General features: G+C 59.8%; 18 protein-coding genes and 3 tRNA genes. 18 read left to right on the top strand and 3 right to left on the bottom strand.

Annotated features, from left to right (window positions below; genetic code table 11):
- The first annotated feature begins 81 nt into the window (after nt 1-81).
- From carB to VM99_20440, 3 genes are read left to right on the top strand one after another with little or no spacing between them, the layout of a single operon-like run.
- Nucleotides 82-3,303, top strand: coding sequence for a carbamoyl phosphate synthase large subunit (gene carB / locus VM99_20450; GenBank protein AKK00328.1), 3,222 nt, complete (start codon nt 82-84; stop codon nt 3,301-3,303).
- A gap of 2 nt (nt 3,304-3,305) precedes the next feature.
- A complete protein-coding gene (greA, locus tag VM99_20445) occupies nt 3,306-3,782 on the top strand; it encodes a transcription elongation factor GreA (protein AKK01810.1) in 477 nt (158 codons plus the stop codon).
- 28 nt (nt 3,783-3,810) lie between these two features.
- Nucleotides 3,811-4,215, top strand: coding sequence for an MFS transporter (locus VM99_20440; protein ID AKK00327.1), 405 nt, complete (start codon nt 3,811-3,813; stop codon nt 4,213-4,215).
- 9 nt (nt 4,216-4,224) lie between these two features.
- Here the strand turns inward: VM99_20440 and VM99_20435 are convergent, their stop codons facing one another.
- Nucleotides 4,225-4,533 (bottom strand): RNA-binding protein, encoded by a 309-nt coding sequence (locus VM99_20435; GenBank protein ID AKK00326.1) that lies wholly within the window; start codon nt 4,531-4,533, stop codon nt 4,225-4,227.
- A 107-nt stretch (nt 4,534-4,640) separates the two neighbouring features.
- Between VM99_20435 and VM99_20430 the strand changes: the two genes are divergently transcribed.
- The 5 genes from VM99_20430 (at nt 4,641) to VM99_20410 (ending at nt 10,429) form a co-directional block, all read left to right on the top strand.
- On the top strand, nt 4,641-5,291 hold the full coding sequence (locus tag VM99_20430; GenBank protein ID AKK00325.1) for a 23S rRNA methyltransferase: 651 nt from the start codon (nt 4,641-4,643) through the stop codon (nt 5,289-5,291).
- A 191-nt stretch (nt 5,292-5,482) separates the two neighbouring features.
- Nucleotides 5,483-7,393, top strand: coding sequence for an ATP-dependent metalloprotease (hflB, locus tag VM99_20425; protein ID AKK00324.1), 1,911 nt, complete (start codon nt 5,483-5,485; stop codon nt 7,391-7,393).
- 8 nt (nt 7,394-7,401) lie between these two features.
- Nucleotides 7,402-8,253 (top strand): dihydropteroate synthase, encoded by an 852-nt coding sequence (folP, locus tag VM99_20420; GenBank protein ID AKK00323.1) that lies wholly within the window; start codon nt 7,402-7,404, stop codon nt 8,251-8,253.
- A gap of 16 nt (nt 8,254-8,269) precedes the next feature.
- On the top strand, nt 8,270-9,607 hold the full coding sequence (gene glmM, locus VM99_20415) for a phosphoglucosamine mutase (GenBank protein AKK00322.1): 1,338 nt from the start codon (nt 8,270-8,272) through the stop codon (nt 9,605-9,607).
- A 66-nt stretch (nt 9,608-9,673) separates the two neighbouring features.
- The gene (locus VM99_20410; protein AKK00321.1) at nt 9,674-10,429 is read left to right on the top strand and encodes a triosephosphate isomerase; all 756 of its coding nucleotides are present in this window, start codon (nt 9,674-9,676) and stop codon (nt 10,427-10,429) included.
- Between the two features lie 214 nt (nt 10,430-10,643).
- Here the strand turns inward: VM99_20410 and VM99_20405 are convergent, their stop codons facing one another.
- Nucleotides 10,644-10,868 (bottom strand): hypothetical protein, encoded by a 225-nt coding sequence (locus VM99_20405; GenBank protein ID AKK00320.1) that lies wholly within the window; start codon nt 10,866-10,868, stop codon nt 10,644-10,646.
- Here VM99_20405 and VM99_20400 point away from each other — a divergent pair.
- The 10 genes from VM99_20400 to VM99_20355 all read left to right on the top strand — a co-directional run bounded on the left by VM99_20400 (nt 10,839) and on the right by VM99_20355 (nt 20,162).
- Nucleotides 10,839-10,924, top strand: a tRNA-Leu gene (locus VM99_20400). The two genes, VM99_20405 and VM99_20400, sit on opposite strands and share 30 nt — an antisense overlap.
- Nucleotides 10,925-11,021: 97 nt before the next feature.
- Nucleotides 11,022-11,098 (top strand) — tRNA-Met (locus VM99_20395).
- Nucleotides 11,099-11,238: 140 nt separating this feature from the next.
- On the top strand, nt 11,239-11,697 hold the full coding sequence (locus tag VM99_20390) for a ribosome maturation protein RimP (protein ID AKK01809.1): 459 nt from the start codon (nt 11,239-11,241) through the stop codon (nt 11,695-11,697).
- A gap of 59 nt (nt 11,698-11,756) precedes the next feature.
- The gene (gene nusA / locus VM99_20385; protein AKK00319.1) at nt 11,757-13,238 is read left to right on the top strand and encodes a transcription elongation factor NusA; all 1,482 of its coding nucleotides are present in this window, start codon (nt 11,757-11,759) and stop codon (nt 13,236-13,238) included.
- Nucleotides 13,239-13,264: 26 nt separating this feature from the next.
- Nucleotides 13,265-15,793, top strand: a complete 2,529-nt coding sequence (locus tag VM99_20380) for a translation initiation factor IF-2 (protein ID AKK00318.1) — start codon at nt 13,265-13,267, stop codon at nt 15,791-15,793.
- A gap of 158 nt (nt 15,794-15,951) precedes the next feature.
- On the top strand, nt 15,952-16,347 hold the full coding sequence (locus VM99_20375; protein AKK00317.1) for a ribosome-binding factor A: 396 nt from the start codon (nt 15,952-15,954) through the stop codon (nt 16,345-16,347).
- Between the two features lie 3 nt (nt 16,348-16,350).
- Nucleotides 16,351-17,268 (top strand): pseudouridine synthase, encoded by a 918-nt coding sequence (locus VM99_20370; GenBank protein ID AKK00316.1) that lies wholly within the window; start codon nt 16,351-16,353, stop codon nt 17,266-17,268.
- A gap of 142 nt (nt 17,269-17,410) precedes the next feature.
- Nucleotides 17,411-17,680: a 30S ribosomal protein S15 gene (locus VM99_20365; GenBank protein ID AKK00315.1), complete on the top strand. Its 270-nt coding sequence runs from the start codon at nt 17,411-17,413 to the stop codon at nt 17,678-17,680.
- A 175-nt stretch (nt 17,681-17,855) separates the two neighbouring features.
- On the top strand, nt 17,856-19,961 hold the full coding sequence (locus tag VM99_20360; protein ID AKK00314.1) for a polynucleotide phosphorylase/polyadenylase: 2,106 nt from the start codon (nt 17,856-17,858) through the stop codon (nt 19,959-19,961).
- A 125-nt stretch (nt 19,962-20,086) separates the two neighbouring features.
- Nucleotides 20,087-20,162, top strand: a tRNA-Thr gene (locus VM99_20355).
- Between the two features lie 9 nt (nt 20,163-20,171).
- Here the strand turns inward: VM99_20355 and VM99_20350 are convergent.
- Nucleotides 20,172-20,717 carry a hypothetical protein gene (locus VM99_20350; protein ID AKK00313.1) on the bottom strand — a complete coding sequence of 182 codons (546 nt, stop codon included), beginning with the start codon at nt 20,715-20,717 and terminating at the stop codon, nt 20,172-20,174.
- Between the last annotated feature and the right edge of the window lie 79 nt (nt 20,718-20,796).

Here is a 20,796-nt window from a genome sequence, read left to right as displayed (position 1 = left end):
CGAGCGCGGCGGCCCCCTTGGGCGCTTCAAAGATTGTTCGACGGCCTAGCCGACTGACCTGCGGATTTGAGTGACAAACCCATGCCAAAACGTACAGACATAAAAAGCATCCTGATTCTCGGCGCTGGCCCGATCGTGATCGGCCAGGCCTGCGAGTTCGACTACTCCGGCGCCCAGGCCTGCAAGGCCCTGCGCGAAGAGGGCTACCGCGTCATCCTGGTGAACTCCAACCCGGCCACCATCATGACCGACCCGGCCATGGCCGACGCCACCTACATCGAGCCGATCAAATGGCAGACCGTCGCCAAGATCATCGAGAAAGAGCGTCCTGACGCCCTGTTGCCGACCATGGGTGGCCAGACCGCGCTGAACTGCGCCCTGGACCTGGAGCGCGAAGGCGTCCTGGAAAAATTCGGTGTGGAAATGATCGGTGCCAACGCCGACACCATCGACAAGGCCGAAGACCGTTCGCGCTTCGACAAGGCAATGAAGGCCATCGGCCTGGAGTGCCCTCGCTCGGGCATCGCCCACAGCATGGAAGAGGCCAACGCGGTTCTCGAGAAGCTCGGCTTCCCTTGCATCATCCGTCCGTCCTTCACCATGGGCGGCACCGGTGGCGGTATCGCCTACAACCGTGAAGAGTTCGAAGAAATCTGCGCCCGTGGCCTGGACTTGTCGCCGACCAAGGAACTGCTGATCGACGAATCGCTGATCGGCTGGAAAGAGTACGAGATGGAAGTGGTCCGCGACAAAAAGGACAACTGCATCATCGTCTGCTCCATCGAGAACTTCGACCCGATGGGCGTGCACACCGGTGACTCGATCACCGTCGCGCCGGCCCAGACCCTGACGGACAAGGAATACCAGATCCTGCGTAACGCCTCCCTGGCGGTGCTGCGTGAGATCGGCGTGGAAACCGGCGGCTCCAACGTCCAGTTCGGCATCTGCCCGGACACCGGCCGCATGGTGGTCATCGAAATGAACCCGCGGGTATCCCGCTCGTCGGCCCTGGCCTCGAAAGCCACGGGCTTCCCGATTGCCAAGGTCGCGGCCAAGCTGGCCGTGGGCTACACCCTCGACGAGCTGTCGAACGACATCACCGGTGGCAAGACCCCGGCGTCCTTCGAACCGTCCATCGACTACGTCGTCACCAAGCTGCCGCGCTTTGCCTTCGAGAAGTTCGCCAAGGCCGATGCCCGCCTGACCACCCAGATGAAGTCGGTCGGTGAAGTCATGGCGATTGGCCGTACCTTCCAGGAATCCCTGCAGAAAGCCCTTCGCGGCCTGGAAGTCGGTGTCTGCGGCCTCGATCCGAAGCTGGACCTGAGCCATCCGGACAGCATGAGCGAGCTCAAGCGCGAGCTGACCGTGCCAGGCGCCGAGCGCATCTGGTACGTGGCCGATGCCTTCCGTGCCGGCATGACCGTCGAGCAGATCTTCGGCATGAACATGATCGACCCTTGGTTCCTGGTGCAGATCGAAGACCTGATCAAGGACGAAGAAAAGGTCAAGACCCTGGGCATGTCCAGCATCGACCGCGACATGATGTTCCGCCTCAAGCGCAAGGGCTTCTCGGACCAGCGCCTGGCCAAGCTGCTCGGCGTGACCGAGAAGAGCCTGCGCGCCCATCGCCACAAGCTGGAAGTTTTCCCGGTCTACAAGCGCGTCGACACCTGCGCGGCCGAGTTCGCCACCGATACCGCGTACCTGTATTCCACGTACGAAGAAGAGTGCGAAGCCGCGCCTTCGACCCGCGACAAGATCATGATCCTGGGCGGTGGTCCTAACCGGATCGGCCAGGGCATCGAGTTCGACTATTGCTGCGTGCACGCTGCACTGGCCCTGCGCGATGACGGGTACGAGACCATCATGGTCAACTGCAACCCGGAAACCGTCTCCACCGACTACGACACCTCCGACCGCCTGTACTTCGAGCCAGTGACCCTGGAAGACGTGCTGGAAATCGTCCGCGTCGAGAAGCCCAAGGGCGTCATCGTCCAGTACGGCGGCCAGACCCCGCTGAAACTGGCGCGTGCCCTGGAAGCCGCCGGCGTACCGATCATCGGCACCAGCCCGGACGCGATCGACCGCGCCGAAGACCGTGAGCGCTTCCAGCAGATGGTCGAGCGCCTGAACCTGCGCCAGCCGCCAAACGCCACCGTGCGCAGCGAAGACGAAGCGATTCGTGCCGCCGCCAAGATCGGCTACCCGCTGGTGGTGCGTCCGTCCTACGTATTGGGCGGCCGTGCGATGGAAATCGTCTACCAGGAAGAAGAACTCAAGCGCTACCTGCGCGAAGCGGTCCAGGTGTCCAACGATAGCCCGGTGCTGCTGGACCACTTCCTCAACTGCGCCATCGAAATGGACGTGGATGCGGTCTGCGACGGCAAGGACGTGGTGATTGGCGCGATCATGCAGCACATCGAGCAGGCCGGTGTTCACTCCGGTGACTCCGCGTGCTCGCTGCCGCCTTACTCGCTGCCGGCCCACATCCAGGACGAGATGCGCGAGCAGGTCAAGAAAATGGCCCTGGAACTGGGTGTTGTCGGCTTGATGAACGTGCAGTTGGCGCTTCAGGGCGAAGACATCTACGTCATCGAGGTCAACCCGCGCGCTTCGCGTACCGTGCCGTTCGTCTCCAAGTGCATCGGTGTTTCCCTGGCCATGATCGCCGCGCGTGTCATGGCTGGCAAAACCCTGAAGGAACTGGGCTTCACCAAGGAAATCATCCCGAATTTCTACAGCGTGAAAGAGGCGGTGTTCCCGTTCGCCAAGTTCCCAGGTGTCGACCCGATCCTCGGCCCGGAAATGAAATCCACCGGTGAAGTGATGGGCGTCGGTGACACCTTCGGCGAAGCCTTCGCCAAGGCCCAGATGGGCGCCAGCGAAGTGCTGCCGACCGGTGGTACGGCGTTCATCAGCGTGCGTGATGACGACAAGCCACTGGTTGCAGGCGTGGCCCGTGATCTGATCAACTTGGGCTTCGAAGTGGTCGCCACTGCCGGTACTGCCAAGCTGATCGAGGCGGCAGGCCTGAAAGTGCGCCGCGTGAACAAGGTGACCGAGGGCCGTCCGCACGTGGTCGACATGATCAAGAATGACGAAGTCACGCTGATCATCAACACCACCGAGGGTCGCCAGTCGATCGCCGATTCCTACTCCATTCGTCGCAACGCCCTGCAGCACAAGATCTACTGCACCACGACCATTGCTGCGGGCGAAGCGATCTGCGAAGCGCTCAAGTTCGGTCCCGAGAAGACCGTGCGCCGCTTGCAGGATCTACATGCAGGATTGAAGGCATGAGCATAACCAAGTACCCGATGACCGTTCAGGGCGCCAAGGCCCTGGAAGAAGAACACGCTCACCTGACCAAGGTCGAGCGCCCGCGCTTGAGTCAGGCCATTGGTGAAGCGCGTGAGCTGGGGGATCTGAAGGAAAACGCCGAGTACCATGCCGCCCGTGAAGAGCAGGGCATGGTCGAGGCGCGGGTTCGCGATATCGAGGGTCGCCTGCAAAATGCGGTGATCATCGACGTCACGACCATTCCTCACACCGGCAAGGTGATCTTCGGCACCACCGTGGAAATCGCCAACGTCGAGACGGATGAAAGCGTTACCTACCAGATCGTGGGTGAGGATGAGGCTGACATCAAACTCGGCAAGATCTCTGTCGGTTCGCCTATTGCCCGCGCCTTGATTGCCAAGGAAGAGGGCGATGTGGTGGCGGTGAAGACACCTGGCGGTGTCATCGAGTATGAGATTGTCGAAGTCCGTCACGTCTGAGCGAAGGCGCCCGCTACGTGCCGGCGCCATGATCTGGCAGCTTGCCCAGATGTTGTGGGTGGGCGGCGTGTGGTTGTTGCACATCGGTTTGCTGCCGGTGCTGGGCCGAATCGGCCTGGCACCGCTGCTCATCGATGAAATCGCGAGTATGCTGACGGCACTGCTGGTGGGTTTTTGTGCAGTGTGCGTGACGGTTCAGGCTTTGGTGCTGGTTCAGGCCGAGGGCCTTGCCAGCCTATGGCGCGACATTCGTGGGCAATTGCTGCTCATGGCCTTGTACGCGTGCGGGATGTTCTTTGCCGTGCGGCTTGGCTGGCCGGATGCAAGCCAGTGGCAGGTCTTCAGTTACCTGGTGCTGGGGTTTTCCGGTTTGGTGCTGGTGCTGCAACCGGTTCCCGGGTGGAGCGGCAGGGTGCGCGAAGCACACCCTTGAGCCTTGGCATCACTTGAAGCGGTGAACGTTCGACAGTTGCTTGTTGACGCTGAAGTTCTTGCGATAAATCAGTGCCATCTTGCCGATGACCTGCACCAGGTCGGCCTTGCCGGTCTTGCACAGTTCAGCAACGGCAGCCAGGCGGGCTTCGCGGTCGAGGATATTGAGCTTGATCTTGATCAGCTCATGATCACCCAGTGCGCGTTCCAGCTCGGCGAGTACACCTTCAGTCAAACCGTTGTCAGCCACAGTCAAAACCGGTTTCAGATGGTGGCCAATGGATTTGTATTGTTTCTTCTGCTCTTGAGTGAGCGGCATAATCTGACCCCTGCGTCTGATCTTGTAAAAAAGCGGCGGCCAGTTTACCCGAGCGAGTCCGGGACCGCCCACTTAATCACGACCCGTTTTATTTTTAGAGGTGGCCCGTGGCCCGTTCCAAGACTAGCCAGAACTGGCTCAAAGAGCATTTCAACGATCCGTACGTCAAAATGGCGCAAAAGGACGGCTATCGCTCTCGTGCCAGCTATAAATTGCTGGAGATCCAGGAAAAGGATCGCCTGATCCGTCCCGGCATGACCGTGATCGACCTCGGCGCGGCGCCGGGCGGCTGGTCCCAGGTGACCAGTCGTCTGATTGGTGGCCAGGGGCGGTTGATCGCCTCCGACATCCTGGAAATGGACGGCATCCCTGACGTGACCTTCATTCAGGGCGATTTTACCGAAGACGCCGTATTGGCAAAAATCCTGGAGGCCGTCGGAAATACCGAGGTTGACCTTGTGATTTCCGATATGGCCCCCAATATGAGTGGATTGGCGGCTGTCGACATGCCTCGTGCAATGTTCCTCAGCGAGCTGGCCCTGGATCTTGCCGGGCGGGTTCTGCGTCCGGGTGGTGATTTTTTGATCAAGGTCTTCCAGGGTGAAGGCTTCGATGAATACCACAAGGGCATACGCAAGTTGTTCGACAAGGTGCAAATGCGCAAACCATTGTCGTCCCGTGACCGTTCGCGCGAGCAGTACCTGCTGGCGCGGGGGTTTCGCGGTATCGAAGGCGCTGCCAGCGATGAGCGTCTCTGACTGGGGCGATAGATTTTTTTGTCTCGCGTTGAAAACGCCGCGTAACGAAAATGATGCGGTCAAAGTTTCACAAAGGGTTACAGACGGCGCCTGCCAGAGTCGTAGGTAATGTAGTAAGTTAGGCCGGTGAATATCATGCGAAGCGCGCGCCAGTAGCGGAGCTTGCTTCAGAGGGTAGTTAATTGAACGATATGGCAAAGAATCTGATCCTGTGGTTGATCATCGCCGCTGTCCTTGTGACCGTGATGAACAACTTCTCCAGCCCTAACGAGCCGCAGACCCTCAACTATTCCGACTTCATCCAGCAGGTCAAGGATGGCAAGGTCGAGCGCGTAGCCGTTGATGGCTATGTGATTACCGGCAAGCGCACCGACGGCGACAGCTTCAAGACCATTCGTCCGGCGATCCAGGACAATGGCCTGATCGGCGACCTGGTGGACAACCATGTCGTGGTCGAAGGCAAGCAGCCTGAACAGCAAAGCATCTGGACCCAGCTGCTGGTCGCCAGCTTCCCGATCCTGGTGATCATCGCCGTGTTCATGTTCTTCATGCGCCAGATGCAGGGTGGTGGCGGTGGCAAGGGCGGGCCGATGAGCTTCGGCAAGAGCAAGGCCCGGCTGCTGTCCGAAGACCAGGTGAAAACCACCCTGGCCGACGTCGCCGGTTGCGATGAAGCCAAGGAAGAGGTTGGCGAGCTGGTCGAATTCCTGCGCGACCCGGGCAAGTTCCAACGCCTGGGCGGCCGTATCCCGCGTGGCGTGCTGATGGTGGGCCCGCCAGGTACCGGTAAGACCCTGCTCGCCAAGGCGATTGCCGGCGAGGCCAAGGTGCCGTTCTTCACGATTTCCGGTTCCGACTTCGTGGAAATGTTCGTGGGTGTCGGTGCAAGCCGTGTCCGTGACATGTTCGAGCAGGCCAAGAAGCATGCGCCGTGCATCATCTTCATCGACGAAATCGACGCGGTCGGTCGCCATCGTGGCGCCGGCATGGGCGGCGGTCACGACGAGCGCGAACAGACCCTCAACCAGTTGCTGGTGGAGATGGACGGTTTCGAAATGAACGATGGCATCATCGTGATTGCCGCCACCAACCGTCCCGACGTGCTGGACCCTGCGCTGTTGCGTCCAGGTCGCTTCGACCGTCAGGTCGTGGTGGGGTTGCCGGACATTCGTGGTCGTGAGCAGATTCTCAAGGTCCATATGCGCAAGGTGCCGATGGGTGACGATGTCGCTCCGGCCGTCATCGCCCGTGGTACGCCTGGCTTCTCCGGTGCCGACCTGGCCAACCTGGTCAACGAGGCCTCGCTGTTTGCCGCTCGTTCCGGCAAGCGCCTGGTGGAAATGAAGGAATTCGAACTGGCCAAGGACAAGATCATGATGGGCGCAGAGCGCAAATCCATGGTCATGTCCGAGAAGGAAAAGCAGAACACGGCCTACCACGAGGCGGGTCACGCCATCGTCGGTCGTGTGGTGCCCGAGCATGACCCGGTCTATAAGGTCTCGATCATTCCCCGTGGTCGTGCCCTGGGCGTGACCATGTTCCTGCCGGAAGAAGATCGTTACAGCCTGTCCAAGCGGGCGCTGATCAGCCAGATCTGTTCGCTGTACGGCGGTCGTATCGCCGAAGAGATGACATTGGGTTTTGACGGTGTGACCACTGGCGCCTCCAACGACATCATGCGTGCCAGCCAGATTGCCCGGAACATGGTGACCAAGTGGGGGCTTTCCGAGAAGCTGGGGCCGCTGATGTACGCTGAAGAAGAGGGCGAAGTGTTCCTCGGCCGTGGTGGCAGTGGCCAGCATGCAAGCTTTTCCGGCGAGACGGCCAAGCTGATCGACTCCGAAGTGCGCAGCATCATCGATCAGTGCTACGGCACCGCCAAGCAGATTCTCACGGACAACCGTGACAAGCTCGACGCCATGGCCGATGCACTGATGAAGTACGAAACCATCGATGCCGAGCAGATCGATGACATCATGGCGGGGCGCGTGCCTCGTGAGCCACGAGACTGGTCGGGAGGCACCGGTACTTCCGGTACGCCGCCGGCGGTCCAGGGCGAGCGTCCGGAAACACCGATTGGCGGTCCGGCTGCTGATGTATAAGGCGTGAAATGACTTCTGTTCAGTCCTCGACCCGGTTGCCTTGCGGCAACCGGGTTCTTGATTTGGCCCAGGCGCATGTCATGGGCATCCTCAATGTCACCCCTGATTCCTTTTCCGATGGTGGGCGATTCAGCCAGCTCGATGCTGCGTTGCGCCATTCCGAGGCAATGGTGCTTGCGGGCGCCACGCTGATCGATGTGGGCGGCGAATCGACCCGGCCGGGTGCGCGGGCTGTCTCGCCTACCGAGGAGCTGGAGCGAGTGGCGCCGATTGTCGAGCGCATCCACCGTGAGCTCGATGTCATTATCTCGGTCGATACGTCCACGCCGGCGGTCATGCGTGAGACGGCGCGGTTGGGCGCTGGCCTGATCAACGATGTGCGGTCGCTGCAGCGCGATGGCGCCCTGGATGCGGCGGCGGCCACCGGCCTGCCGGTTTGCCTGATGCATATGCTCGGCGAGCCCGGCACCATGCAGAACGACCCGCATTATGATGATGTGGCCCGCGAGGTGAGTGAGTTCCTGGCCCAGCGCATGAGCCAATGCGCCGCCGTGGGCATCCCTGCCGAGAAAATCATCCTTGATCCCGGGTTTGGCTTTGCCAAGACACTGGATCACAATCTGAGCCTGTTCAAGCATATGCAGGCATTGCACGCGCTCGGGCGGCCCCTGTTGGTTGGGGTTTCGCGAAAGAGCATGATAGGCAATGCATTGGGGCGTCCGGTGGGAGAGCGCCTGTATGGCGGTCTTGCACTGGCTGCCTTGGCCCTGACCAAGGGCGCGCGCATATTGCGCGTCCATGACGTGGCCGAAACGATGGATGTTGTACGGATGATCGCAGCTGTGGATTCAGCCGAATAAGAATGACGGAGCACTTATGAGCAAAAAATATTTTGGCACCGACGGTATTCGTGGTCGGGTCGGCGAATATCCGATTACTCCGGATTTCATGCTCAAGCTCGGCTGGGCTGCCGGCATGGCGTTCCGCAAGATGGGCGCCTGCAAGGTGTTGGTTGGCAAGGACACGCGTATTTCCGGCTACATGTTCGAATCGGCGCTCGAAGCTGGCCTGACCTCGGCGGGTGCCGATGTGATGCTGCTGGGGCCGATGCCGACGCCAGCCATCGCCTACCTGACGCGTACGTTCCAGGCGCAGGCCGGGATCGTGATCAGTGCTTCGCACAACCCGCATGACGATAACGGCATCAAGTTCTTCTCCGGCCAGGGCACCAAGTTGCCGGATGACATCGAGCTGATGATCGAAGAACTGTTGGACACACCGATGACGGTGGTTGAGTCGAGCAAGATCGGTAAGGTGTCGCGGATTAACGACGCATCGGGTCGCTACATCGAATTCTGTAAAGGCAGTGTGCCGACCGGCACCAGTTTTGCCGGCCTGAAAATCATCGTCGACTGCGCTCACGGGGCCACCTATAAAGTCGCGCCGAGTGTATTCCGAGAGTTGGGTGCTGAAGTGGTGGTGCTTTCCGCCCAGCCCAATGGGCTGAACATCAACCACAACTGTGGTTCCACCCATACCGAGGCGTTGCAGGCTGCGGTGCTGGCCGAGCAGGCTGATCTCGGTATCGCCTTCGACGGCGATGGTGACCGGGTACTGATGGTCGATCACACCGGTACGGTGGTCGATGGTGACGAGTTGTTGTTCATCATCGCCCGCGACCTGCACGGGCGCGGCAAGCTGCAGGGCGGCGTCGTCGGTACATTGATGAGCAATCTCGGCCTCGAACTGGCGCTGGCGGACCTGGATATCCCGTTCGTGCGGGCCAACGTGGGCGATCGTTATGTGATCTCGGAGCTGCTGGAACGCAACTGGGTGATCGGTGGCGAGAATTCCGGGCACATCGTGTGCTTCGATCACACCACCACCGGTGATGCGATCATCGCGGCCTTGCAGGTGCTGATGGCACTCAAGGCGCGGGATGAAGGGCTCGCACAGTCGCGCCAGGCGTTGCGCAAGTGTCCGCAGGTGCTGATCAACGTGCGTTTCGGTGGTGGCGCCAATCCGATCGAGCACGCGACGGTCAAGCAGGCCAGCGAGCGCGTGACACAGGCGATGGCGGGGCGTGGGCGGGTGTTGCTGCGCAAGTCCGGTACAGAGCCTTTGGTGCGTGTCATGGTCGAGGGCGAGGACGAAGCACAGGTTCGAGGCTATGCCGAAGAGCTGGCAAAACTGGTTACTGAAGTTTCTGCCTGAATTCGGCTTGCCAGTCATGAATCGGTTGGGTAACATCTGCGCCCACTTTGACCGACGAGGTACAGCATGCGTCGCCCTATGGTAGCTGGTAACTGGAAGATGCACGGTACCCGCGCCAGCGTCGCTGAGCTGATCAATGGCCTTCGTCATCTGGCCTTGCCAAGCGGTGTTGACGTCGCGGTATTCCCGCCTTGCTTGTATATCAATCAAGTGATTGATGGCTTGAAAGGCAAGTCGATTTCGGTCGGCGCGCAGAACTCTGCGGTGGAATCCATGCAAGGTGCGTTGACCGGTGAGGTTGCGCCGAGTCAGCTGGTGGATGCAGGTTGTACCCTGGTCCTGGTCGGACACTCCGAGCGTCGCCTGATCATGGGCGAGCAGGATAAGACCCTGATTCGCAAGTTTGCAGCGGCCCAGGCGTGTGGTCTGACTCCGGTGTTGTGTGTAGGGGAAACCCTCGAGCAGCGTGAAGCCGGCAAGACTCTTGAAGTTGTCGGGCGTCAGCTGGGCAGCATCATCGAAGACCTGGGTGTCGGCGCTTTTGCAAAGGCAGTCATCGCTTACGAGCCAGTCTGGGCCATTGGCACCGGGCTGACGGCTTCGCCGCAACAGGCGCAGGATGTGCACGCAGCCATCCGTGCGCAGTTGGCGGCAGAGAATTCTGAAGTGGCGCGAGGTGCGCGACTTCTATACGGCGGCAGCGTGAAGGCGGCCAATGCGGTCGAACTGTTCGGCATGCCGGATATCGATGGGGGGCTCATTGGTGGAGCGTCCCTGAATGCAGATGAGTTCGGTGCGATCTGTCGCGCCGCGGGAAACTGAAAAAATGCTGGAAACAGTCGTAGTCGTTTTTCATCTGCTGGGTGCACTGGGTGTAGTAGCCCTCGTATTGCTGCAGCAGGGTAAAGGTGCGGATGCTGGCGCGTCTTTCGGTGCAGGTGCTTCAAATACTGTGTTCGGAAGCCAAGGTTCCTCTACCTTTCTTAGTAAGTTTACTGCTATACTTGCCGCCGGTTTCTTCATGACCAGCTTGGGGTTAGGTTACTTTGCTAAAGAGAAAGCTCATGAGCTGACTCAAGTAGGTTTGCCAAACCCAGCGGTACTGGAGACACCTAAGCAACAACCGGCTTCTGATGATGTCCCGGTGCTTCAAGAGCAAAAGTCGGCCAATCCGGCGACTGACGTGCCTCCAGCTCAAGAGCAGAAGTAAGAAGGTTTCAAACGCTGTATTGCCGAGGTGGTGGAATTGGTAGACACGCAACCTTGAGGTGGTTGTGCCCATAGGGTGTAGGGGTTCGAGTCCCCTTCTCGGTACCAATTATCAGGAGAGCCCGCAATTGCGGGCTTTCTTGTCGGTGGAAGGGTTACATTGACCCTGTAATGGATCGGTCGTATACTTCCGCCCCAGCTTTGTCGCGGGATGGAGCAGTCTGGTAGCTCGTCGGGCTCATAACCCGAAGGTCGTCGGTTCAAATCCGGCTCCCGCAACCAGTTTCAGAGGCCCCTTCCAAGGGGCTTTTTGTTAGCTGGACACTTTATAGCGCCGTTGCTTGACGGCGTTTCAGGGATGGGCGATTCGCCCATTTTTTTTTATTTGCACAGCATGCACAAACATGCACGAGGGGGTTCAGGTGTCGAGCAAGCTAGAACAGTTGCAGGCCTTGTTGGCCCCGGTGGTCGTGGCCCTTGGCTATGAATGCTGGGGTATTGAGTTTTCGGCTCAAGGTCGCCACTCACTGTTGCGCGTTTATATCGATAAGGAAGGCGGCGTGTTGGTGGACGATTGCGCCATCGTCAGCCGTCAGATCAGCGGTGTACTGGATGTTGAAGATCCAATCGCCTCCGAATATACCCTTGAAGTTTCCTCGCCTGGCATGGAACGCCCGCTGTTCACCCTTGAACAGTTTGCTTCGTTTGCCGGTGAACAAGTGAAGATCAGGCTGCGTTCGCCTTTCGAAGGTCGACGCAACTTCCAAGGCCTTCTGCGCGGTATAGAAGAACAGGATGTCGTGGTGCAGGTAGATGACCATGAGTTCCTGTTGCCGATCGATATGATCGACAAGGCCAACATTATTCCCAGTTTTGACTGATACGTGCCAGATACTGCGGATCCCGCGGATCCAATGGCTTGCGAAAGGCGAGGCGTACGATGAGCAAAGAAGTACTGCTGGTTGTTGAGTCGGTATCCAATGAAAAGGGCGTACCGGCTAACGTGATTTTTGAAGCGCTGGAGCTGGCCCTGGCCACTGCTACCAAGAAGCGGTTTGAAGACGAAGTTGATTTGCGTGTGGAGATCAATCGCCACACGGGTGCCTACGAGACATTCCGTCGCTGGACGGTCGTCGAGGAAGCCGACCTGGACGATCCCGCTATCGAAACCTGGCCGAGCAAGGTTGCGCAAACGCATCCGGGCGCCAAGGTCGGTGATGTCGTCGAAGAGAAGATCGAGTCCATCGAGTTCGGCCGCATTGCTGCACAGACCGCCAAGCAGGTCATCGTGCAGAAGGTTCGCGAGGCCGAGCGTGCACAGGTGGTCGACGCTTACCGCGAGCGCCTCGGGGAAATCATCTCCGGCACCGTGAAAAAAGTTACCCGCGACAACGTGATCGTCGACCTGGGCAACAACGCCGAAGCGTTGCTGGCCCGTGAAGACATCATTTCCCGCGAAACTTTCCGTGTCGGCGTGCGCCTGCGTGCGCTGCTCAAGGAAATCCGCACCGAGAACCGCGGCCCGCAGCTGATCCTGTCGCGTACAGCGCCGGAAATGCTGATCGAGTTGTTCCGCATCGAAGTGCCGGAAATTGCCGAAGGCCTGATCGAAGTCATGGCCGCCTCCCGTGATCCGGGTTCGCGCGCCAAGATCGCGGTCCGCTCCAAGGACAAGCGCATCGACCCGCAAGGCGCCTGCATCGGCATGCGCGGTTCGCGTGTCCAGGCCGTATCCGGCGAGTTGGGCGGCGAGCGTGTGGACATCGTCCTGTGGGACGATAACCCGGCTCAGTTCGTGATCAATGCCATGTCGCCTGCTGAAGTGGCGGCAATTATCGTCGACGAAGATGCCCATGCCATGGACATCGCCGTTGGCGCAGACAATCTGGCTCAGGCCATTGGTCGCGGCGGTCAGAACGTGCGTCTGGCGAGCCAGTTGACTGGCTGGACCCTGAACGTGATGACCGAATCGGACATCCAGGCTAAGCAGCAAGCTGAAACCGGCGACATCCTGCGCAACTTCATCGAAGAGCTTGAAGTCGATGAAGAGCTGGCACAGGTGCTGGTGGATGAAGGCTTTACCAGCCTGGAAGAGATTGCCTACGTACCGGTGGAGGAGATGCTCAACATCGACGGCTTTGACGAGGAAATCGTCAACGAGCTTCGCGCTCGGGCCAAGGATCGCTTGTTGACCAAAGCCATCGCTACTGAGGAAAAGCTGGCAGACGCCCATCCGGCCGAAGACCTGCTCTCGCTTGAGGGCATGGACAAGGATTTGGCGATGGAACTGGCGGTGCGCGGCGTAATTACCCGCGAAGACCTGGCCGAGCAGTCTATTGACGACCTGCTCGACATCGACGGCATTGACGATGATCGTGCCGGCAAGTTGATCATGGCCGCCCGAGCCCACTGGTTCGAGTAATAGGCGCGGCCTGAGGAGAGAAGTGCATGACGCAAGTCACGGTGAAACAACTGGCCGATGAGGTCAAAACACCGGTAGAGCGCCTGTTGCAGCAGATGCGTGAGGCAGGTCTGCCGCACACCGCCGCCGAGGAACATGTGACCGACAGTGAGAAGCAATCCCTGCTGACTCACTTGAAGAGCAGTCACAAGGCTAAAGTGGAAGAACCACGCAAGATCACTCTGCAGCGTAAGACCACCAGCACCCTGCGTGTTGCCGGTAGCAAAAGCATCAGTGTCGAAGTACGCAAGAAGAAAGTCTTCGTACAGCGTAGCCCGGAAGAAATCGAAGCCGAGCGCAAGCGCGAGCTGGAAGAACGTCGCGCAGTAGAAAATGCTGCCCGCCAGAAGGCTGAAGAAGAAGCCAAGCGTCGCGCCGAAGAAGAAGCGCGTCGCCAGCCTGCTGCTGCGCAACCGGAGCCGGTCGAAGCCGTTGCGGCACCTGCCCCGGCGGCCGAACCTGTGCGTGAAAGCGCGCCGGTCGTTGCGCCTGCTCCAGCACCTGCGGCCGATACCCGCAAGCGCGACGAACAGCGTCGTCCCGACAAACCACGTGCCGACGACAACCGTCGTGGCGGTGGCGGTGGTGATGGCGAGCGCAAGAACGCGCCTCACCGTGCCTCGGTCAAGGAAAAGGCGCCGGCACCTCGTGTTGCGCCACGTACCACCGACGAAGAAAGCGATGGCTTCCGTCGCGGCGGTCGCGGCAAGGCCAAGCTGAAGAAACGCAACGCCCACGGTTTCCAGAGCCCGACCGGCCCTGTCGTGCGTGAAGTGAAGATCGGCGAGACCATCACCGTGGGCGACCTGGCCCAGCAGATGTCGGTCAAGGCTGCTGAAATCATCAAGTTCATGTTCAAGCTGGGTACCCCGGCCACCATCAACCAGGTACTGGACCAGGAAACTGCCCAGCTGGTTGCTGAAGAACTGGGCCACAAAGTGACCCTGGTCAGCGACACCGCCCTGGAAGATTCCCTGGCCGAGTCCCTGAAGTTCGAAGGTGAAGCGGTTCCACGTGCGCCGGTCGTGACTGTCATGGGTCACGTTGACCACGGTAAGACCTCGCTGCTCGACTACATCCGTCGTGCCAAGGTAGCTGCGGGCGAAGCCGGCGGCATCACCCAGCACATCGGTGCGTACCACGTTGAAACCGAACGCGGCATGGTCACCTTCCTCGACACCCCGGGTCACGCCGCGTTTACCGCAATGCGTGCCCGTGGTGCCAAGGCGACCGACATCGTGATCCTGGTGGTCGCGGCGGACGACGGCGTGATGCCGCAAACCATCGAAGCCGTTCAGCATGCCCAGGCTGCTGGCGTACCGCTGGTGGTTGCGGTGAACAAGATCGACAAGCCGGGTGCTGACCTGGATCGCATCCGTAGCGAATTGTCGGCTCACGGCGTGACCTCCGAAGAGTGGGGCGGCGACACCCCGTTCGTACCGGTTTCGGCGAAGATGGGTACCGGCGTCGACGAATTGCTCGAAGCGGTATTGCTGCAGGCCGAAGTGCTCGAACTGACCGCCACTCCATCGGCCCCTGGCCGTGGTGTGGTAGTTGAATCGCGCCTGGACAAGGGCCGCGGTCCGGTGGCGACGGTCCTGGTTCAGGACGGTACGCTGCGTCAGGGCGACATGGTGCTGGTTGGTTCGAACTATGGCCGCGTGCGCGCCATGCTCGACGAGAACGGCAAGCCCATCAAGGAAGCCGGTCCGGCTATCCCGGTCGAGATCCTCGGCCTGGACGGCACCCCGGACGCTGGCGACGAGATGAGCGTTGTGGCTGACGAGAAGAAGGCCCGTGAAGTCGCGCTGTTCCGTCAAGGCAAGTTCCGCGAAGTCAAACTGGCTCGCGCACATGCCGGCAAGCTGGAAAACATCTTCGAGAACATGGGCCAGGAAGAGAAGAAGACGCTCAACATCGTCCTCAAATCCGACGTCCGTGGTTCCCTGGAAGCCTTGCAAGGCGCTCTCAACGGCCTGGGCAACGACGAAGTGCAAGTGCGCGTGGTCGGCGGCGGTGTCGGTGGTATCACCGAGTCCGATGCCAACCTGGCCCTGGCTTCCAACGCGGTACTGTTCGGCTTCAACGTGCGTGCCGATGCCGGCGCGCGCAAGATCGTCGAGCAGGAAGGTCTGGATATGCGTTACTACAACGTGATCTACGACATCATCGAAGACGTCAAGAAAGCCCTGACCGGTATGCTGGGCAGCGACGTGCGGGAGAACATCCTGGGCGTGGCCGAAGTTCGCGACGTGTTCCGTTCGCCGAAGTTTGGTGCCATCGCCGGTTGCATGGTGATCGAGGGTGTCGTTCACCGTAACCGTCCGATCCGTGTACTGCGTGAAGACATCGTGATCTTCGAAGGCGAGCTGGAATCGCTGCGTCGCTTCAAGGATGACGCTTCCGAAGTCCGTGCCGGCATGGAGTGCGGTATTGGCGTCAAGAGCTACAACGACGTCAAGGTCGGCGACAAGATCGAAGTCTTCGAGAAGGTCCAGGTTGCTCGCAGCCTCTGACTCGCGTACTTCAAGAGCCGCAACGGGCAGCCGCATGAACATGCGCTGCCGCGCTGGCGGACTCTAAACGCAACGCCCGGTCTGGCTTTCGCCAGGCCGGGCGTTTGCCGCTTTCAGACCTTGCGGGTTTCCCGTAGGGCAGTAACAGGTAACAAGACATGGCAAAAGAATACAGCCGTACCCAACGAATCGGCGATCAGATGCAGCGCGAGCTGGCCCAGTTGATCCGCCGCGAAGTCAAGGACCCGCGTGTCGGCCTGGTCACCATTACCGCAGTGGAAGTCAGCCGTGACGTCGGTCATGCGAAGATTTTCATTACCGTGATGGGCCAGGACGGTGCCGAGGAAATCGCCCAGAGCATCAAGGTGCTCAACTCCGCCGCTGGTTTCCTGCGCATGCAGTTGGCCCGTGAAATGAAGCTGCGCAGCGTTCCACAGTTGCACTTCCACTACGACGAAAGCGTCGTGCGGGGCGCGCACCTGTCGGCGCTGATCGAACGCGCGGTGGCTGAAGACAGCCAGCACGCGGCTGAACCCGAAGACTCCAAGGAGTAATCGGTGGCCCAGGTCAAACGTATCCGCCGCAACGTCAGCGGCATCATCCTGCTCGACAAGCCGCTGGGGTTTACCTCCAATGCGGCACTGCAGAAGGTTCGCTGGTTGCTCAACGCCGAGAAGGCCGGGCACACCGGCAGCCTCGACCCACTGGCCACCGGCGTGCTGCCGCTGTGCTTTGGCGAGGCGACCAAGTTCTCCCAGTACCTGCTCGATTCCGACAAGGGTTATGAAACTCTGGCGCAATTGGGCAAGACCACCACCACCGCGGATGCCGAAGGTGAGGTTCTGCGCGAGCGTCCGGTGACCGTTGGTCAGGCTGATATCGAAGCTGTGCTGCCAGGTTTTCGTGGGCAAATCAGTCAGATACCGCCGATGTACTCCGCCTTGAAGCGTGATGGGCAACCGTTGTACAAACTGGCCCGTGCAGGCGAAGTAGTGGAGCGCGAACCGCGTTCTGTTACTATTGCGCGCTTGGAATTGCTGGCCTTCGACGGTAATACTGCGCGGCTGGCCGTGGATTGCAGCAAAGGCACCTATATCCGCACGCTGGTCGAGGATATTGGCGAGCAATTGGGCTGTGGTGCGTACGTGGCAGAGCTTCGGCGGACCCAGGCCGGTCCTTTCACGCTGGCCCAGACGGTCACGCTGGAAGAGCTCGAGGCCGTGCATGCCGAAGGCGGCAACGAAGCGGTCGACCGCTTCCTGATGCCATCGGACAGCGGTCTGCTGGATTGGCCGCTGCTGCAGTTCTCGGAACACAGTGCGTTCTACTGGCTCAACGGCCAGCCAGTACGTGCCCCGGATGCGCCGAAGTTCGGCATGGTCCGGGTACAGGATCACAACGGTCGCTTCATCGGTATCGGTGAAGTGAGCGAAGACGGGCGCATTGCGCCGCGTCGATTGATTCGGTCGGAATGACCGGAACCCGCCTGGGTAACAGCAGGCGGGCGAGTGTGGCTGTTAACAGGCACGGTCACGACTCATTTATAGATACAGGGATTTGTCCCTGGCCTGTTGGTACGGTTTCCCTGGAAACGGTACCTCACAAGAGGAAAGCCACATGGCACTCAGCGTTGAAGAAAAAGCTCAGATCGTGACCGACTACCAGCAGGCTGTTGGTGATACTGGTTCGCCAGAAGTGCAAGTTGCACTGCTGACCGCCAACATCAACAAACTGCAAGGTCACTTCAAGGCCAACGGTAAAGACCACCACTCCCGTCGTGGTCTGATCCGCATGGTAAACCAGCGTCGTAAGCTGCTGGACTACCTCAAGGGCAAAGACGTTAATCGTTACAGCACCTTGATCGGCCGCCTGGGCCTGCGTCGCTAATCAGCGATTGCGCTATGAGGTTGGTTGTCTGTCGGTTGCCCGCGCCTTGCGTCGGCAATGGGCAGGCTTCCAGCCTCAAGTTTTATCTGGACAGTGGTTGGGCCGATTCCCCGCGCTGCCCAAGAATTTCGCAAGAAGACAAGTTCCCCAAGAGCCACAAAGAAGGTAGGACACCGTGAACCCGGTAATCAAGAAATTCCAGTTCGGTCAGTCGACCGTTACCCTCGAGACTGGCCGTATCGCCCGTCAGGCCTCCGGCGCAGTGCTGGTCACCGTTGACGACGACGTCAGCGTATTGGTGACCGTTGTCGGTGCCAAGCAAGCCGATCCAGGCAAGGGCTTCTTCCCTCTGTCTGTCCACTACCAGGAAAAGACTTACGCTGCCGGTAAGATCCCTGGCGGTTTCTTCAAGCGCGAAGGCCGTCCTTCCGAGAAAGAAACCCTGACTTCCCGACTGATCGACCGCCCGATCCGTCCGCTGTTCCCAGAAGGCTTCATGAACGAAGTGCAGGTTGTCTGCACCGTCGTGTCCACCAGCAAGAAGACCGATCCGGACATCGCTGCGATGATCGGTACCTCGGCTGCCCTGGCCATCTCCGGCATTCCTTTCGATGGCCCGATCGGCGCTGCCCGCGTAGCGTTCCACGAAAGCACCGGCTACCTGCTGAACCCAACCTACGAGCAACTGCAGGCCTCGAGCCTGGACATGGTCGTTGCCGGTACTTCCGAAGCCGTGCTGATGGTTGAATCCGAAGCCAAGGAACTGACCGAAGACCAGATGCTGGGCGCTGTCCTGTTCGCCCACGACGAGTTCCAGGTGGTGATCAACGCCGTCAAGGAACTGGCCGCCGAAGCCGCCAAGCCAACCTGGAGCTGGGCTCCGCAAGCCGAAGCCACCGAGCTGCTGGGCGCGATCCGTGCCGAATTCGGCGATGCGATCTCCCAGGCCTACACCATCACCGTCAAGGCTGACCGCTACGCGCGCCTGGGCGAGCTGAAGGACCAGGTCGTCGCCAAGCTGTCCGGCGAAGAAGGCCAGCCGTCCGCCGCTGAAGTCAAAGCCGCTTTCGGTGAGATCGAATACCGCACCGTTCGCGAAAACATCGTCAACGGCAAGCCGCGTATCGACGGTCGCGACACCCGCACCGTACGTCCGCTGAACATCGAAGTCGGCGTGCTGCCAAAGACCCACGGTTCGGCGCTGTTCACCCGTGGCGAAACCCAGGCCCTGGTCGTTGCAACACTGGGTACCGCCCGTGACGCGCAACTGCTGGACACCCTGGAAGGCGAAAAGAAAGACCCGTTCATGCTGCACTACAACTTCCCACCGTTCTCGGTCGGCGAGTGTGGTCGCATGGGTGGCGCCGGTCGCCGCGAAATCGGTCACGGTCGCCTGGCGCGTCGTTCGGTCCAGGCCATGCTGCCGGCTGCCGACGTGTTCCCGTACACCATTCGCGTGGTATCGGAAATCACCGAGTCCAACGGTTCGAGCTCGATGGCTTCGGTCTGCGGCGCTTCCCTGGCCCTGATGGACGCCGGTGTGCCGATGAAGGCACCGGTTGCCGGTATCGCCATGGGTCTGGTTAAAGAAGGCGAGAAGTTTGCCGTCCTGACCGACATCCTGGGTGACGAAGACCACCTGGGCGACATGGACTTCAAAGTGGCCGGTACCGCCAAAGGCGTCACCGCACTGCAGATGGACATCAAGATCAAGGGCATCACCGAAGAAATCATGGAGATCGCCCTGGGCCAGGCCCTGGAAGCTCGCCTGAACATCCTCGGTCAGATGAACCAGATCATCGGTCAGTCCCGTACCGAGCTGTCGGAAAACGCTCCGACCATGATCGCGATGAAGATCGACACCGACAAAATCCGTGATGTTATCGGTAAAGGCGGCGCGACCATTCGTGCGATCTGCGAAGAAACCAAGGCTTCGATCGACATCGAAGACGACGGTTCGATCAAGATCTTCGGCGAAACCAAGGAAGCGGCAGAAGCAGCTCGCCAGCGCGTCCTGGGCATTACCGCAGAAGCCGAGATCGGCAAGATCTACGTCGGCAAGGTCGAGCGCATCGTCGACTTCGGCGCCTTCGTCAACATCCTGCCGGGCAAGGACGGTCTGGTTCACATCTCCATGCTGAGCGATGCTCGCGTCGAGAAAGTGACCGACATCCTCAAGGAAGGCCAGGAAGTGGAAGTGCTGGTGCTGGACGTGGACAACCGCGGCCGTATCAAGCTGTCCATCAAGGACGTCGCAGCAGCCAAGGCATCGGGCGTTTAATCACCCCCGCGCCTGACCGCTGAACAAGCAAACGCCCCGACTGGTTCGGGGCGTTTTGCTGTGGGTCGAAAAATCTTCCGGCGCCGGTTGCCTGGCTACAGGGGACGATGCTAGGTTTAGCCACCGCCCGTGTAGCTCAGTCGGTAGAGCAGCGCACTCGTAACGCGAAGGTCGCAGGTTCGATTCCTGTCTCGGGCACGATTACCCTCGCTACTTCACCTTCCTGCTCAGTTCCTCGACCGTGCGTTTGAGCTGGTCCATTTCCCGATCCTGATCACTCAACTCCCGTTTAAGCGTCGAGATTTCACTGCTGTTCGAGTTCGAACTGGAACCGCTGTTGCGCTTGAGGTCTTCCACCTGCTCGCCAAGGTCGCGCAGGTCTTGCTCCTGTTCCTTGACGGTACGCTTGAGTTCTTCGATTTCCTTGTTGCTCGAACTGGAGCTCGAGCCACCGCTGCGCTTGAGTTCTTCAATCTGGCGGGCTTGCTCGGTGAGGGTGCGTTTCTGCTCCTCCAGTTCAGTGGTGTTGGCCTTTACATTTTTTGGCAGTTCTTCCAGAACGCCGACGCTGATATTGGTCTTGAAGAGCAAGTCCTTGTTGAATGAGCTGCGCAGGGCTGGAATGGTATCGGAGGGCAATGTGTAACCAGAGTCGGTTTCGACAGCTGCTTGGGCTGTGCCTGCCAGGATCATATTGCCGAGCAACAGGGTGGCAACGCCGACGTGAAATGAAGGCAAAATGCAAAAGCTGCGCATCACTGGGTTCCTTGTGAGGTGCCGACATGGCACATCGCTATGACTGGAAATTCTGATGGTTGTTCCCAGCTTATCTCCG

Origin of the sequence: Pseudomonas chlororaphis (assembly GCA_001023535.1) — a bacterium.
GTDB lineage: Bacteria > Pseudomonadota > Gammaproteobacteria > Pseudomonadales > Pseudomonadaceae > Aquipseudomonas > Aquipseudomonas chlororaphis_E.
This window is presented reverse-complemented; position numbering and strand designations above follow the sequence as displayed.

What these genes read in the sequence shown, in the direction of transcription:
- carB (AKK00328.1), top strand. Translation starts at nt 82, where the DNA reads ATGCCAAAACGTACAGACATAAAAAGCATCCTGATTCTCGGCGCTGGC.
- VM99_20440 (AKK00327.1), top strand. Translation starts at nt 3,811, where the DNA reads ATGATCTGGCAGCTTGCCCAGATGTTGTGGGTGGGCGGCGTGTGGTTG.
- VM99_20435 (AKK00326.1), bottom strand. Translation starts at nt 4,533, where the DNA reads ATGCCGCTCACTCAAGAGCAGAAGAAACAATACAAATCCATTGGCCAC.
- hflB (AKK00324.1), top strand. Translation starts at nt 5,483, where the DNA reads ATGGCAAAGAATCTGATCCTGTGGTTGATCATCGCCGCTGTCCTTGTG.
- folP (AKK00323.1), top strand. Translation starts at nt 7,402, where the DNA reads ATGACTTCTGTTCAGTCCTCGACCCGGTTGCCTTGCGGCAACCGGGTT.
- glmM (AKK00322.1), top strand. Translation starts at nt 8,270, where the DNA reads ATGAGCAAAAAATATTTTGGCACCGACGGTATTCGTGGTCGGGTCGGC.
- VM99_20410 (AKK00321.1), top strand. Translation starts at nt 9,674, where the DNA reads ATGCGTCGCCCTATGGTAGCTGGTAACTGGAAGATGCACGGTACCCGC.
- nusA (AKK00319.1), top strand. Translation starts at nt 11,757, where the DNA reads ATGAGCAAAGAAGTACTGCTGGTTGTTGAGTCGGTATCCAATGAAAAG.
- VM99_20380 (AKK00318.1), top strand. Translation starts at nt 13,265, where the DNA reads ATGACGCAAGTCACGGTGAAACAACTGGCCGATGAGGTCAAAACACCG.
- VM99_20375 (AKK00317.1), top strand. Translation starts at nt 15,952, where the DNA reads ATGGCAAAAGAATACAGCCGTACCCAACGAATCGGCGATCAGATGCAG.
- VM99_20365 (AKK00315.1), top strand. Translation starts at nt 17,411, where the DNA reads ATGGCACTCAGCGTTGAAGAAAAAGCTCAGATCGTGACCGACTACCAG.
- VM99_20350 (AKK00313.1), bottom strand. Translation starts at nt 20,717, where the DNA reads ATGCGCAGCTTTTGCATTTTGCCTTCATTTCACGTCGGCGTTGCCACC.